General features: G+C 61.3%; 9 protein-coding genes. 7 read left to right on the forward strand and 2 right to left on the reverse strand.

Annotation, left to right across the window (positions count from 1 at the left end):
- Nucleotides 1-77 precede the first annotated feature (77 nt).
- The 5 genes from CRO59_RS01500 to CRO59_RS01520 are packed head-to-tail and all read left to right on the forward strand — an operon-like array spanning nucleotide 78 to nucleotide 8,418.
- Nucleotides 78-2,342, forward strand: a complete 2,265-nt coding sequence (locus CRO59_RS01500; protein ID WP_097086075.1) for an EAL domain-containing protein — start codon at nucleotides 78-80, stop codon at nucleotides 2,340-2,342.
- Nucleotides 2,339-4,213: a bifunctional diguanylate cyclase/phosphodiesterase gene (locus CRO59_RS01505; protein ID WP_097086077.1), complete on the forward strand. Its 1,875-nt coding sequence runs from the start codon at nucleotides 2,339-2,341 to the stop codon at nucleotides 4,211-4,213. Before CRO59_RS01500 ends, CRO59_RS01505 begins: the two co-directional genes overlap by 4 nt.
- A gap of 40 nt (nucleotides 4,214-4,253) precedes the next feature.
- On the forward strand, nucleotides 4,254-5,207 hold the full coding sequence (locus CRO59_RS01510) for a cytochrome-c peroxidase (protein WP_097086079.1): 954 nt from the start codon (nucleotides 4,254-4,256) through the stop codon (nucleotides 5,205-5,207).
- The gene (locus CRO59_RS01515) at nucleotides 5,204-7,018 is read left to right on the forward strand and encodes a DAHL domain-containing protein (RefSeq protein ID WP_096795588.1); all 1,815 of its coding nucleotides are present in this window, start codon (nucleotides 5,204-5,206) and stop codon (nucleotides 7,016-7,018) included. The genes CRO59_RS01510 and CRO59_RS01515 overlap by 4 nt, the downstream gene beginning before the upstream one ends.
- Nucleotides 7,015-8,418 carry an ATP-binding protein gene (locus tag CRO59_RS01520; protein ID WP_097086081.1) on the forward strand — a complete coding sequence of 468 codons (1,404 nt, stop codon included), beginning with the start codon at nucleotides 7,015-7,017 and terminating at the stop codon, nucleotides 8,416-8,418. The genes CRO59_RS01515 and CRO59_RS01520 overlap by 4 nt, the downstream gene beginning before the upstream one ends.
- Nucleotides 8,419-8,424: 6 nt before the next feature.
- Here the strand turns inward: CRO59_RS01520 and CRO59_RS01525 are convergent, their stop codons facing one another.
- Together CRO59_RS01525 and CRO59_RS01530 are read right to left on the reverse strand one after the other, a co-directional pair.
- On the reverse strand, nucleotides 8,425-9,750 hold the full coding sequence (locus tag CRO59_RS01525) for an APC family permease (RefSeq protein WP_097086084.1): 1,326 nt from the start codon (nucleotides 9,748-9,750) through the stop codon (nucleotides 8,425-8,427).
- 207 nt (nucleotides 9,751-9,957) lie between these two features.
- A complete protein-coding gene (locus CRO59_RS01530) occupies nucleotides 9,958-10,779 on the reverse strand; it encodes a carbon-nitrogen hydrolase family protein (RefSeq protein WP_097086085.1) in 822 nt (273 codons plus the stop codon).
- A 125-nt stretch (nucleotides 10,780-10,904) separates the two neighbouring features.
- Between CRO59_RS01530 and CRO59_RS01535 the strand changes: the two genes are divergently transcribed.
- Together CRO59_RS01535 and CRO59_RS01540 are read left to right on the forward strand one after the other, a co-directional pair.
- On the forward strand, nucleotides 10,905-11,705 hold the full coding sequence (locus CRO59_RS01535; protein ID WP_027612094.1) for a LuxR C-terminal-related transcriptional regulator: 801 nt from the start codon (nucleotides 10,905-10,907) through the stop codon (nucleotides 11,703-11,705).
- A 241-nt stretch (nucleotides 11,706-11,946) separates the two neighbouring features.
- Nucleotides 11,947-13,566 carry an FMN-binding glutamate synthase family protein gene (locus tag CRO59_RS01540; RefSeq protein ID WP_027612095.1) on the forward strand — a complete coding sequence of 540 codons (1,620 nt, stop codon included), beginning with the start codon at nucleotides 11,947-11,949 and terminating at the stop codon, nucleotides 13,564-13,566.
- Nucleotides 13,567-13,572: the final 6 nt, after the last annotated feature.

Here is a 13,572-nt window from a genome sequence, read left to right on the forward strand (position 1 = left end):
ATCGGTCGAACCGACAAGTTGCGAGGGAAAAGGATGCCCCGGATGACACCCGCCAGCGGCCTCATGGGCGGCGCGGCATGAACCAGCCAGCAGCGCAGATCAATCGCCGAGTGCTCATCGTCGACGACAGCCCGTCGATTCATGGCGATTTCGCCAAGATTCTCTGCCCGCTCGTCCCCGCTGACGACGGCCTGGGCGAAACCGAGAATCTGTTGTTTGGCACCCCGTCCGCGACACCGTCCCAGCATTTCGAGCTGGACTCGGCCTTTCAGGGCCGCGAAGCGCTGGAAAAACTCGAAGCCGCGCTGGCTGAAAACCGCCCCTACGCCATGGCGTTCATCGACATGCGCATGCCGCCAGGCTGGGATGGCCTGGAGACCATCGAACGGCTGTGGCAAGTCGACCCCAAGCTGCAAGTCGCGCTGTGCACGGCGTATTCCGACTATTCCTGGGAAGACATCGACCAACGTCTGGCACTGAATGACCGCTTGCTGATTCTGAAAAAGCCGTTCGACGCGATCGAGATCCGGCAGATGGCCAGCGCGCTCACGGTCAAATGGCAGATGACCGAAGACGCCGAGCTGAAAATGAACCAGCTGGAACAGGCGGTTCAGGAGCGCACCCGCGAGCTGTCCGACGCCAACATGATTGTGCAGAACAGCCCGACCATCCTGTACCGGCTGCGCGGCGATCCGTCGTTTGCCCTGATGTACATCTCCCACAACATCACCCGCTACGGCCATGTCGCCGCTGACCTGCTGCGCTCGCCCAACTGGGCGCAGGAACTGATTCACCCGGACGATCAGGCCAGCGTCGATGCCGCCATGGCCCGGGTGCTGGACCGGCATGCGTCAGGCGCTTCGATCGAGTTCCGGATGCGCACCGGCCAGGGCACCTGGCGCTGGGTGGAAAACCGCTATATCCCGGTGCGCGATGATGACGGCCGTCTGCTGGAAGTCGAAGGCATCATCCTCGACATCACCGAGCGCCGCGTGGCCGAGGAAAAACTGGCGTTGCTGGCCCGCTCCGACGGCCTGACAGGCCTGGCCAATCGCGCCACGCTGATCGAACGCCTGCATCAGGCCTTCGCCGCCGCGCGTCGGGGCGCTGCGCCGTTTGCGGTGTTTTACCTGGATCTTGACCACTTCAAGCGGATCAACGACACCTTGGGCCACCCGGTGGGCGATCTGCTGCTGCAGGAAGTCGCCCGCCGCATCAAATCAGGCGTGCGCGAAAGCGACGTGGTGGCGCGTCTGGGCGGCGATGAGTTCGCGATCCTGCAACTGGACGTCAGCGATCCGACCCAATCAGCCGCCATGGCAGCCAATATCCGCGACACGCTGCTGGCGCCCTACAACCTGGCCGGCAATGCGCTGCACATTTCGGTGAGCATCGGCATCAGCAGTTACAGCGGGCTCAGCCTCGACGCCGACAGCCTGCTCGGGCAGGCCGACATGGCGCTGTACCGCGCCAAGGAAATGGGGCGCAACCAGTATCACTTCCACTCCGAGGACATCTCGCGGGAAGTGGCCGAACGCATGACCCTGGTCGACGAATTGACCAGCGCCCTTCAGGGCAATCAACTGTTGCTGCATTACGCACCGGAGATTGACCTGCACAGCGGCAGGATTCTGGGCATGGAGGCGCAAATCCTCTGGCAACATCCGCGCCTCGGCCTGCTGCCGGCCTCCGCTTTCGTACCGATAGCGGAGAAAACCGGCGCGATCATTCCGCTCGGACGCTGGGTACTGAATCACGCCTGCCACCAGATGCACCTGTGGCGAAATGACGGAGTCGCCCCGCCAGTGATGGCGATCAAGATTTCCCTGGCACAGCTCAAAAGTGGCCCCGAACTGATCTACGACGTTCTGCGCACCACCGCACGCTGGGAACTCGCCCCCTGGGACCTGCGATTCGATGTCACCGAAGCCACGCTGGCCCAGACCAAGTGGACCCACAACGATGCATTGCCGCGCCTGCGTGAGCTGGGCGTGGCGATTGCCATCGATGATTTCGGCACCGAATATTCCTCGTTCGATTACCTGAAAACCTACCGGGTCAATCACCTCAAACTGGCCCAGGGCTTTATCGCCAGCGCGTCCCAGGATGCGGCCGGAGCCAACGCCCTGCGAGCGATCGTCAATTTCGCCCGGGATCTGGACATCGGCATCATCGCAGAAGGCCAGACACCCCTGAATCGACCTGATGTTCCCCGTGCCGAAGCACCGCTGCCCAGCGCACAGGGGTTGTATTTCAGCGAAGCGGTCAGCGCCGAACAGGCGGGCCGGTTGCTCCGGGACGTGCCCCGCGCGGCGCCCTCCCCCAAGGAGGATGAGGCATGAAAACGGCCTTCCCCCAGACCAACCGGCGCATCCTGATCATCGATGACACGCCAGCGATTCATGAAGACTTTCGCAAGATTCTGGCCCCGCAGGCGCAGGACGACGTCGACTTGCATCAGTTGGAACAGACGCTGTTCGGTACCCGCCAATCGCCGCACCTGACCTTCCAGCTCGACTCCGCCTATCAGGGCCAGGAAGCCCTGGCCCTGGTCAAACAGGCGCTGAGCCATGGCAGTCCGTATGCCCTCGCCTTCATCGACATGCGCATGCCACCGGGCTGGGATGGCCTGGAAACCATCGAACAGCTATGGCGTGTCGATCCAAATCTGCAGGTTGCCCTGTGCACCGCGTACAGCGACTACAGCTGGGAGGCGATGGCCGAACGGCTGGAATTCGGCGACCAGTTGCTGATCCTGAAAAAGCCGTTCGACAGTCTGGAAATCCGTCAGATGGCCAACGCCCTGACCTGGAAATGGCAACTGGCGCAGGACGCGGCGCTGAAGATGCTCAGCCTTGAGCAGACCATCGAGGCGCGGGTTCACGAATTGCTCAAGGTCTCGCATCTGTTGCAATACGACAGCCTCACGGAGCTGCCCAACAGCACCCTGCTGGGTGATCGCCTGAGCCAGGCCATGGCTGTCTGCCGGCGCCATGACAAGCAACTGGTGGTGATGTTTCTCGGCCTGGATCGCTTCAAGCGCATCAACAATGCGCTGGGCCATCCGGCGGGCGATGAAATGCTCAAACGCACCGCCCGCCAACTGCTGTCATGCGTGCGTGATTCCGACTCGGTGTTTCGCTATGGCTCGGACGAGTTCGTGGTGATCCTCGGCGACATCAACCATCCCCAGCAAACCCACGGCGTCGCGGAAAAACTGCTGGCTGCCATTCGTCTGCCGCAGACGATAGCCGGGCATGACGTCAGCGTCACCGCCAGCGTCGGCATCAGCGTGTACCCCGATGACGGCCTCGAAGCCATCGAGCTGATCAAGAAAGCCGAGACGGCGATGCGCAACGTCAAGGAACACGGCCCTGACAGCGTTGGCTTCTTCATCGAAGCCATGAACCAGCACGCCCGCGAGCAGCACAGCATCGAGTCGGGCATTCGCCGCGCTCTGCACGAGCACGAGTTTGTCCTGCACTATCAGCCGAAAATCGACCTGCGCAGCGGCACCGTGGTCGGCGCCGAAGCGCTGATACGCTGGCAGAAACCGGGACACGGCTGGATCTACCCGGCGCAGTTCATTCCAGTGGCCGAAGACACGGGGCTGATCGTTCCCCTGAGCAAATGGGTACTGGGCGAAGCCTGTCGCCAGACCCGCGCCTGGCAAACAGCCGGTCTGCCGCCGATCCGCATGTCGGTGAACATGTCGCCCATCGATTTTCGCCAGCGTGACTTCGTTACGGGCGTCGAACGCGTGCTTGAGCAGACAGGCCTGGCCCCTGACTGGCTGGAGATCGAGATCACCGAAGGTGTGCTGATGCAGAACGTCGAAACAACGATGGCAGCGCTCAATCGTTTGAAGGCGCTGGGCACCCGCCTGGCCATCGATGACTTCGGCACCGGCTATTCCAGCCTGAGTTACCTGCGCCGGTTTCCGATTGATGTGCTGAAGATCGACCAGTCGTTCATTCGCGGCCTGTGCAATGACAGCAATGATGCGGCACTGGTCAGCGCCATCATTAGCCTGGGCAAGAGTTTGGGGCTCAACGTCATCGCCGAAGGCATCGAAACCGCCGAGCAACTGGCGTTCCTCAAGGCCCACGACTGCGAAGAAGGTCAGGGCTACTTTTTCAGCAAGGCATTACCGGCTGACGACTTTGCGCACTGGCTGGCCAGCGCAGCCCCGCCACCGTGGACGGCGCGATGAACGCCTCGATACCGGCCTTGAGTCAAGGAGACGATTGCCGATGAACCTGTTCCGTCCCGCCATGACGCTGCTGCTGTGCGGACTCTGCGCCGGGGCCGGTGCCGACCCGCTGGACGAGCCGCTCAAACCGTTGCCCGCCGTGCCACAGCAGGACGCCCGGCGCGTGGAACTGGGACGTCGGTTATTCCACGAGCCACGCTTGTCGATCAACAACACACTGTCCTGTGCCAGTTGCCACCAACTGAACAAGAACGGTGCCGACAGCCGGGCGCTCTCGCTGGGGTTCGACGGCAAACCGGTGGCGGTCAACACACCGACCGTGTTCAACGCCAGCCTCAATTTCCGCCAGTTCTGGGACGGCCGCGTCGAGACGCTGGAAGAACAGAGCAATGTCGTCATCACCAGCCCCCATGAAATGGGCAGCGACTGGAGCACGGTCGTCGAGCGGATCGCCAACGACGCCGATTACCGCCGCGATTTCGCCGCCACCTACCCGGACGGCGTGACCAAGACCAACATCCAGCAGGCGCTGGCCAGTTTCGAACGTACCTTGCTGCCCCCCAACTCACGCTTCGATCAGTACCTGCTGGGCAATACCGACATCCTCACGCTGGACGAAAAATACGGTTATCAGCGCTTCAAGGAGTACGGCTGTATCGCCTGCCATCAGGGGGTGAACATCGGCGGCAACATGTTCCAGAAATTCGGCGTGTTCGGTGATTACATTGCCGATCGCGGCAACCCGACCGTGGCCGATCAGGGTCGTTTCAACGTGACCGGCGACGAAGTCGACCGGGCGGTGTTCAAGGTGCCGAGCCTGCGCAATGTCGCGATCACCGCACCGTATTTCCACGACGGCTCGGCGCCCACCCTCGAACGGGCCGTGGATGTGATGTTCCAGTATCAGTTGGGGCGCATGCCCAGCGAAGAGGACAAACGGCTGATCATGCTGTTTCTGACAACCCTGACCGGCCAACGGGAAGACAAACCATGATCAACATCTCGCGGCGACGCAGCCTGCTGTTGCTGACCCTGGTCGCCCTGGCACTGGCCTCGATCCTGCTGTTTCTGTACTTCAAGTCCAGCTCCGACCAGACCATGACGTACACCGAGTCGCGGGATCTGATCCGGCAGATCAAACAGCAGAACTCACTGTGGGAAAACGAGATCCTCAAGGCCAGGGTGGCACTGACCCACAACTACGATCCGTTGGTGTCACCGATGAACGAGATGAACCGGCTGTGGGCGCGCTTCGACGCAATCGAATCCGGGCATGGTCGCAGCGACTCGGCGCAATGGAACGAAGCTCACGAGGGTTTTCTGCAGGCGATGCAGGAGAAAACCCGTCTGGTCGAACAGTTCAAATCGCACAACGCGCTGCTGCGCAATTCCCTGGCGTTTTTGCCCACCGCCGAAGACGACATCCAAGAGCAGCTCGCCAACCTGGCGGACCTGGATAAATTACAGCTGCAGAACATCACCACCGACACCTATGACCTGCTGCTCAGCGCCTTGGAATTCGCCCAGGTCACCTCCGACGACAGGGCCGCCGACATCGAGGTCGGCCTGAACAAACTGAAGGTCAACGCCCAACGCCTTCCGCCGGCGTTTGAAGCCCCGATCAAGATCATGAGCAATCACATCAGCCTGATCGCTCGCGAGCAGCCACTGGTCAATCAGTTGCTCGAAAGCATCGAAAACATTCCCGTGGCCGAGCGCCTGGACACCCTCACCACCATGCTCGATCGCGATCAACAGCGCGTCGATCAGGTCGACCGCCAATACCACTTCTATCTGCTGCTGTTCTCGGTGCTGCTGATGTTGTCGCTGGTGTGGCTGGCCATCCGCCTGATCGGCAGTTTCGCCGAGATCAATCGGGTCAATACGGCCCTGCAAACCGCCAACGATGCACTGGAGCAACGCGTCGAGGAGCGCACCCGGGAACTCAAGAACGCCCAGAGCGAGCTGCTCGACGCTGCACGTCAGGCCGGCATGGCGGAAATCGCCACCAACGTGCTGCACAACGTCGGCAACGTGCTCAACAGCGTGAACATTTCCAGCGATCTGATCGCGCGCAAGCTGCGCAGCAGCAAGACCCAGGGCCTGGGCAAGGCGATGCAGCTGATCAACGAGCACCCGCACGACCTCGGCGCCTTTCTCAGCGAAGACGCCAAGGGCAAATTGCTCCCCGGTTATCTCAACCAGTTGGTCGGAGCCATCGCCCAGGAACAGCAGGAAATGATCGACGAATTGAACCAGATGAACAAAAGCGTCGATCACATCAAGGACATCGTCGCCACCCAGCAATCCTACGCCGGCGCCAACAGCATGACCGAGCCGCTGTTTATCAACGAGCTGCTCGAAGATGCGTTGCGCATGAACGCCGGGGCCCTGACCCGGCATCACGTCACGGTGGTCAAGGAGTACGCCGAGGTGCCGCAGGTGATGGGCGACAAACACCGTTTGCTGCTGATCCTGATCAACCTCATCAGCAATGCCAAATACGCCATGTCTGACCTCAGCAACCGCCCCCGCACCATGACCCTGGCGGTAAGAATCGTCGATGACAACTTCCTCGAAATCAGCGTCAGGGACGACGGCGAAGGCATCGCGCCGGAAAACATGACGCGGATCTTTGCCCACGGTTTCACCACCCGCAAGGAAGGTCACGGCTTCGGTCTGCACAGCTGCGCGCTGGCGGCCATCGAGATGAACGGGCACCTCACCGCGCACAGCGACGGACCGGGCAAAGGCGCGCTGTTCACCTTGCAGATCCCCCTGATCAGCGTCACGGAGAACGCATGAGCGAGCTGTCGAACCGCCGCATTCTGCTGATCGATGACATGCCGTCGATTCATGAAGACTTCCGCAAGATCCTCGCGCCACCGGCAGCACAGTCAGTGGAGCTGGATGAGATGGAAGCAGCACTGTTTGGCGCTCAGATTCGCGCCGAACGTCCGCCGTTCGAGCTGGACTCGGCCTACGGCGGCGAGGAAGGTCTGGGCAAACTGATGCAGGCCTTGCAGGAACAACGCCCTTACGCGCTGGCCTTCGTCGACATGCGCATGCCCGACGGCTGGGACGGCGCGAAAACCATCGAACACCTGTGGCAGCAGGATCCGCAGTTGCAGGTGGTGGTGTGTACCGCCTACTCGGATTATTCCTGGGATGAACTGCTCGAACGTCTGCAAGCGCATGACCGATTGCTGATCCTGAAAAAGCCGTTCGACAACATCGAAGTGCAGCAGATGGCCAACACCCTGCTGACCAAATGGCAGATGACCGAACGCGCCTCGTTGCAGATGCATCATCTGGAACATCTGGTCGACCAGCGTACCGCGCAGTTCAAGCAGGCCAGCGAAGAACTGCAGCGCGAAATAGATGAACGCAAGCAACTGGAAAGTCAGTTGGTGCAGTCGGAAAAGCTTGCTTCATTGGGGCAAATGGCGGCCGGCGTGGCCCATGAAATCAATAACCCGATCGGCTTCATCTCCTCCAACCTCGGCACCCTCGACGGCTACTTCAACCAATTGTTGAGCGTACTCGATGCCTGGCAGACGCTGGGCCCCACGCCGGACAGCGAATCCGTGGCCCGACTTGAACAACTGCGCAAAGACGCCGATCTGGATTTTCTGCTCGAAGACATTCCGGTGTTGATCCGCGAATCCAAGGAAGGCATTGGCCGGGTCGGACAGATCGTCAAGGATCTGAAGGATTTCTCCCGGGTCGATACCCATCAGCAATGGCAGTGGGCCAATCTGCAACAAGGCATCGACTCGACGCTGAACATCGTCGCCAGCGAACTCAAGTACAAGGCCGATGTGATCAAGGAATATCAACCGTTGCCGGACATCGAGTGCCTGCCCTCGCAAATCAATCAGGTGATCATGAACCTGGTGGTCAACGCGGCGCAGGCCATGGGGCCCGAGCGCGGCACCATTACTTTGCGTACCGGGCAGCAGCAGGACACGGCCTGGGTGGAAGTCGCGGATACCGGCGCGGGAATCGCGCCGGACATCCTGCAGAAAATCTTCGATCCGTTTTTCACCACCAAACCGGTCGGTCAGGGCACCGGGCTGGGCCTGTCCCTGTCCTACGGCATCGTGAAAAAACACGGTGGCGACATTTCGGTCCGCAGCGAACCAGGCGTGGGCACAACCTTTCGCGTCGAGTTACCGATGCGCCAGAGCCGACCCGCAGCCTGAGGTGTCTCAGGTCGCTTCCTGAAAATCCATCTCCGGCGGCTGACGACGAAAGCCGCCCGTGAGCACCGCCAGATACACCACGCCAATCGCCAGCCAGCTCAGGCCCAGATACACCGCCAGGTGATCCAGGCTGACCATCAGCCACAAGTCCGCCACCAACCCGATGAACGGGAAGAGCAGAAACAGCACCAGCTCACGCGGGCCCTTTTTCTCGCCGCCGATCCAGTAATGAAAGATCACCGACAGGTTGACCAGACTGAACGCCAGGAACGCGCCGAAGTTGATGAACGAAGTGGACGTGGTCACGTCGAGTTTCAGCGCCAGCAACGCCACCACTGCACACAGCAGGATGCTGTTGACCGGTGTGCCGAAGCGCGCATGCAAGGTGCCGAAAAACGACTTGGGCAACACGCCGTCGCGGCCCATCGCAAACAGCAGACGCGAACCGCTGGCCTGGGCCGACAACCCCGAGGCGAACTGGCCGACGATCAAGCCAATGAGGAAGATCGAGACGAACAGATCGCCGCCGATGTTGCGCGCAATTTCATAGGCCGCCGAATCGACGCTGTCGAACTGGAATGACGGGTGGGCGATCTGCACAAAGTACGACACCCCGACGAAGATCAGCCCGCCGATCAGCGTGATCAACATGATCGCCCGTGGAATGGTGCGGCGTGGGTCGCGGGTCTCTTCGGTCAGCGTGCTGACCGCGTCGAAACCGAGGAACGAATAACAGGCGATAGCCGCGCCACTCATGATCAGCGGCATCTGCATGTCGCCATTGAAGAACGGTTTGATCGACCACAACGGCGTGCGCGCATCGCCGCCGACGTAGTGCACGCACAACGCGACGAAAGCGATCAGCACCAGAAATTGCACCAGCATCAGCAAGGCGTTGATGCCGTTGGCCAGTTTCAGACCGATGATGTTGATCGCGCTGGTGATGCCGATGAACGCCAGTACCCAGATCCACTGCGGGATCGACGGGAAGGCCGAAGCGAGGTACGCCGCGCCGATCAGCCAGATCGCCATCGGCAAAAACAGGTAATCGAGCAGCACCGCCCAACCGGCGATGAAGCCGAGCTTGGGGCTGATCGCCTTGCGCACGTAGCTGTAAGCGGAACCGGCGACCGGGAACGCGGCGGCCATGCGCCCGTAGCTCATGGCGGTGAAGAACATCGCCACCAGTGCCGCCAGATACGCGGCCGGGACCATGCCGGCGGTGGATTGCGCGAGGATGCCGAAAGTGCCGAGGACAATGATCGGCGTCATGTAGGCGATGCCGAACAGCACCACCGACCCTAATGAAAGGGTGCGTTGCAAACGAGCCATGGGCGACTTACTCCGAATGTTATTGGATTTATGGCAGAGCCGAGTTCGGCGAATATTTCGGGTGTGGCTTTGTTGTTTTTTGGATCAAGCAGGTGTGTTGTCTGGACTGGCCTCTTCGCGAGCAAGCCCGCTCCCACAGTGACCGCATTCCCCTGTGGGAGCGGGCTTGCTCGCGAAGGCGTCAGCCCGACCGACACAGAACCCGGATCAGCGCGCAGGAATCAGCAACTCACGCAATCCAGAAGCGTGCTCCACCACCTCCCCCGGCAGTTTCAAACGCTGATCATCCAGGTAGCGGTAATCCTTGCGCGCAATCACCAACCGGTCGAAATCCAGCTCGACGCTGAACTGCCCCTCTTCCCGCCCCGCTTCGAACAGCAATTCCCCCAACGGATCCACCAGCGCACTGCCGCCGGCAAACATCAAACCGTCATCCCCGGCCTCGACGCGGTTGACCATCAGCGCAAACGCCTGGTTTTCCTGGGCGCGGGCCATGATCGCGGTACGGTGAGTCGGGGCGTACGGGTCCATGTTGCCGTTGGTCACGATCAGCAATTCGGCACCCAGTTGCGCCAGTGCGCGGGCGGATTCGGGAAACTCGATGTCGTAGCAGATCAGCAGGCCGACGCGCACGCCGTTCCACTCGCAGGTGGCATAGCGGTCGCCGGGCTCGAACACGCCGCGATCCGAAGCCCAGAGGTGGGTCTTGCGATATTTGAGCGCGATGCCTTCCGGGGTGATCAGCAGCGTGGTGTTGTAGAAGCGCCCGTTGTCGCTTTCGGCCATGCCGATCACCACGGCGACGTTGCGCTCGCGGGCGGCGGCCAGCACCGCGCGGACGGTCGGGCCATCCAGCGGCTCGGCGATCTTCGCCACGGTTTCTGCTGTCGGGAAGCCCATCAGGTGGGTTTCCGGGAATACGATCAATTGCGTGTCGGCCGCGCACGCCGCGATCGCCGCGAGGGCGCGTTCGAGGTTGTATGCGGTGCCATTGTCACGGCCCGCCAGTTGGGCGAGTTCGACTTTCATGAGAATTCCTTGTGATGGGCAGCGGGCGCTGAAAGATTGCCCGGTGGCTGTCTGTGGGCCAGTATGCGCAGCAAGCAACCGGCCAGGGAATCACGCGGCCGGGGTAACCCGATAGGGGTAGATCCATGACCGTTTCGTTTGATGACATCACCTGGCACCGCGCCGTCGGGCAACTGATCGACGCGCTGGACAAGCCGAATTTCTGGGCGCAACTGGTGCGTCTGCTCGACCAGTACGTGGCGTTCGATAGTTGGGTGGTGCTGCTGTTCAGTGCCGATCAGCACCCGCAGGTATTCGCCGAATGCCCCGGCGAGGACGGCAGTCCCGACCCGCTGTTTCAGGATTATCTGCGCGGGTTGTACCTGCTCGACCCGTTCTACATCGCCTGCCGCGAGCAGTCGCGCACCGGGCTGTACCGCCTGTCCGAGGTGGCACCGGAGCATTTCGAGCTGACCGAGTATTACCAGCGATACTTTCGTCTGAATGTGGTCGCCGACGAAATCCAGTTCAATTGCCAACTCGAAGGCGAGCGCACGCTGTGTCTGTCGCTGGGCAGTGAAAAACGTTTCACTGGCGAACAGATTGCCTTGCTGTCATTGATCCAGCCGTGGGTGCTGGGCCTGTTGCGTCAGCGTCTGCCGTACGAGATCAACCAGACCGTGGCCCTCGCTGCCGCACCTGCACCCGCTGACTGGCGGGTGCAACTGGAAGCGTCGGTGCAACAACTCAAGGGCGCGCAACTGACCGCCCGGGAGCTGGATGTCGGGCGTTTGATGCTCAGCGGTTGCTCCAGTAAAGAAATCGCCCGTAAGCTGGAAATCTCCGTAGAAACCGTGAAAGTCCATAAGAAACATATGTACAGCAAGCTGGGGATCAAATCCCAGTCGGAGCTGTTTTCGATTTTTCTCCAGGCGCAGAACGCCTGATAACGCGTGGAAATGCTTTCCTGTGTCGACAGATTCTCTGTGGTGAGGGGATTCATCCCCGATGGGCTGCGCAGCAGCCCCAAGTCTATGCATGCGGTCTTTCAGTTAAACCGCAGTGAATGGTTTTGGGGCGGCTTCGCCACCCATCGGGGATAAATCCCCTCACCACAATAAATCTCATCAACAGGCCCGCCTGCTGCCACAGGTTTGCAAACCATTGAGTCCGAACCAAGGAAACCGTATGAGCCTGTCACTCCTGAGCCGCTACGCCTTCTTTGCCGTCTGCGTGATTTTCACCCTCGCCAGCCTGCCCTTTCTCGAACACGACTGGCTGTGGCCGATCACCGCCGTCACCGGCGTACTGAGCCTGCTTGGTCTGTTCGACCTGCTGCAGAGCCCGCACGCGGTGCGCCGCAACTACCCGATCCTGGGCAACATCCGCTATCTGGTCGAAGGCATCCGCCCGGAGATCCGCCAGTACCTGCTGGAATCCGACAGCGACGCCCTGCCCTTCTCCCGCGCCCAGCGTTCGCTGGTGTACTCGCGGGCGAAAAATGAAAGCGCCGACAAACCCTTCGGCACGCTGATCGACGTGTATCAATCGGGCTTCGAATTCATCGGCCACTCGATGCGCCCGGCGCCGTTGAGCGACCCGAGCGGTTTCCGCGTCACCGTCGGCGGCCCGCAGTGCACCCAGCCGTATTCGGCCTCGGTGTTCAACATCTCGGCGATGAGCTTCGGCTCGCTCAGCGCCAACGCCATCCGCGCGCTGAATCAGGGCGCCAAGCTCGGCAACTTCGCCCACGATACCGGCGAAGGCAGCATCAGCCCGTATCACCGCGAACACGGCGGCGACCTGACCTGGGAACTGGGCAGCGGCTACTTCGGCTGCCGCACCAGCGACGGCCGTTTCGACCCGGAGCGCTTCGCCACTCAGGCACAGAATCCGCAGGTGCGGATGATCGAAATCAAGATGAGCCAGGGCGCCAAACCCGGCCACGGCGGGATCCTGCCCAAGCACAAGGTCACCCAGGAAATCGCCGACACCCGCGGCATCATGATGGGCGAAGACTGCATCTCGCCGTCACGCCACAGCGCGTTCTCCACGCCGATTGAAATGATGCATTTCATCCAGCAACTGCGTGAACTGTCCGGCGGCAAACCGGTGGGTTTCAAGTTCTGCCTCGGGCACCCGTGGGAGTTCATGGGCATCGCCAAGGCCATGCTGGAAACCGGCATCCTGCCGGACTTCATCGTGGTCGACGGCAAGGAAGGCGGCACCGGCGCAGCGCCCGTGGAGTTCACCGACCACATCGGCGTGCCGATGCGCGAAGGCCTGCTGTTCGTGCACAACACCCTGGTCGGCCTGAACCTGCGCGACAAGATCAAACTCGGCGCCAGCGGCAAGATCGTCAGCGCGTTCGACATCGCCAGCGTGCTGGCCATCGGCGCCGACTGGGCCAACTCGGCACGCGGTTTCATGTTCGCCATCGGCTGCATCCAGTCGCAAAGCTGCCACACCAACAAATGCCCGACCGGCGTCGCCACCCAGGACGCTCTGCGCCAACGCGCCCTCGTCGTCCCGGACAAGGCTCAGCGCGTCTACAACTTCCACCGCAACACGCTCAAGGCGCTGGCAGAAATGCTCGCCGCCGCAGGCCTTGAGCATCCGTCGCAACTGTCGGCCAAGCACCTGGTGCGCCGCATGTCGGCGACCGAGATCAAACTGTTCTCGCAGTTGCATGTGTTTCTGAAACCGGGGGAATTGCTCACGGGTGAGGTGAATGGCGAGTTCTATTCGCGGATGTGGCAGATGGCGCGGGCGGACAGCTTTGAGCCGCAGGAAGTGGCGGCAGCCTGAGCCTCA

It is taken from the genome of Pseudomonas sp. LAMO17WK12:I5 (genome assembly GCF_900215165.1).
Lineage (GTDB): Bacteria > Pseudomonadota > Gammaproteobacteria > Pseudomonadales > Pseudomonadaceae > Aquipseudomonas > Aquipseudomonas putida_A.

Coding starts and splice junctions, on each gene's coding strand:
- CRO59_RS01520 (WP_097086081.1), top strand. CDS start 7,015: ATGAGCGAGCTGTCGAACCGCCGCATTCTGCTGATCGATGACATGCCG.
- CRO59_RS01525 (WP_097086084.1), bottom strand. CDS start 9,750: ATGGCTCGTTTGCAACGCACCCTTTCATTAGGGTCGGTGGTGCTGTTC.
- CRO59_RS01530 (WP_097086085.1), bottom strand. CDS start 10,779: ATGAAAGTCGAACTCGCCCAACTGGCGGGCCGTGACAATGGCACCGCA.
- CRO59_RS01500 (WP_097086075.1), top strand. CDS start 78: ATGAACCAGCCAGCAGCGCAGATCAATCGCCGAGTGCTCATCGTCGAC.
- CRO59_RS01515 (WP_096795588.1), top strand. CDS start 5,204: ATGATCAACATCTCGCGGCGACGCAGCCTGCTGTTGCTGACCCTGGTC.
- CRO59_RS01505 (WP_097086077.1), top strand. CDS start 2,339: ATGAAAACGGCCTTCCCCCAGACCAACCGGCGCATCCTGATCATCGAT.
- CRO59_RS01510 (WP_097086079.1), top strand. CDS start 4,254: ATGAACCTGTTCCGTCCCGCCATGACGCTGCTGCTGTGCGGACTCTGC.
- CRO59_RS01540 (WP_027612095.1), top strand. CDS start 11,947: ATGAGCCTGTCACTCCTGAGCCGCTACGCCTTCTTTGCCGTCTGCGTG.
- CRO59_RS01535 (WP_027612094.1), top strand. CDS start 10,905: ATGACCGTTTCGTTTGATGACATCACCTGGCACCGCGCCGTCGGGCAA.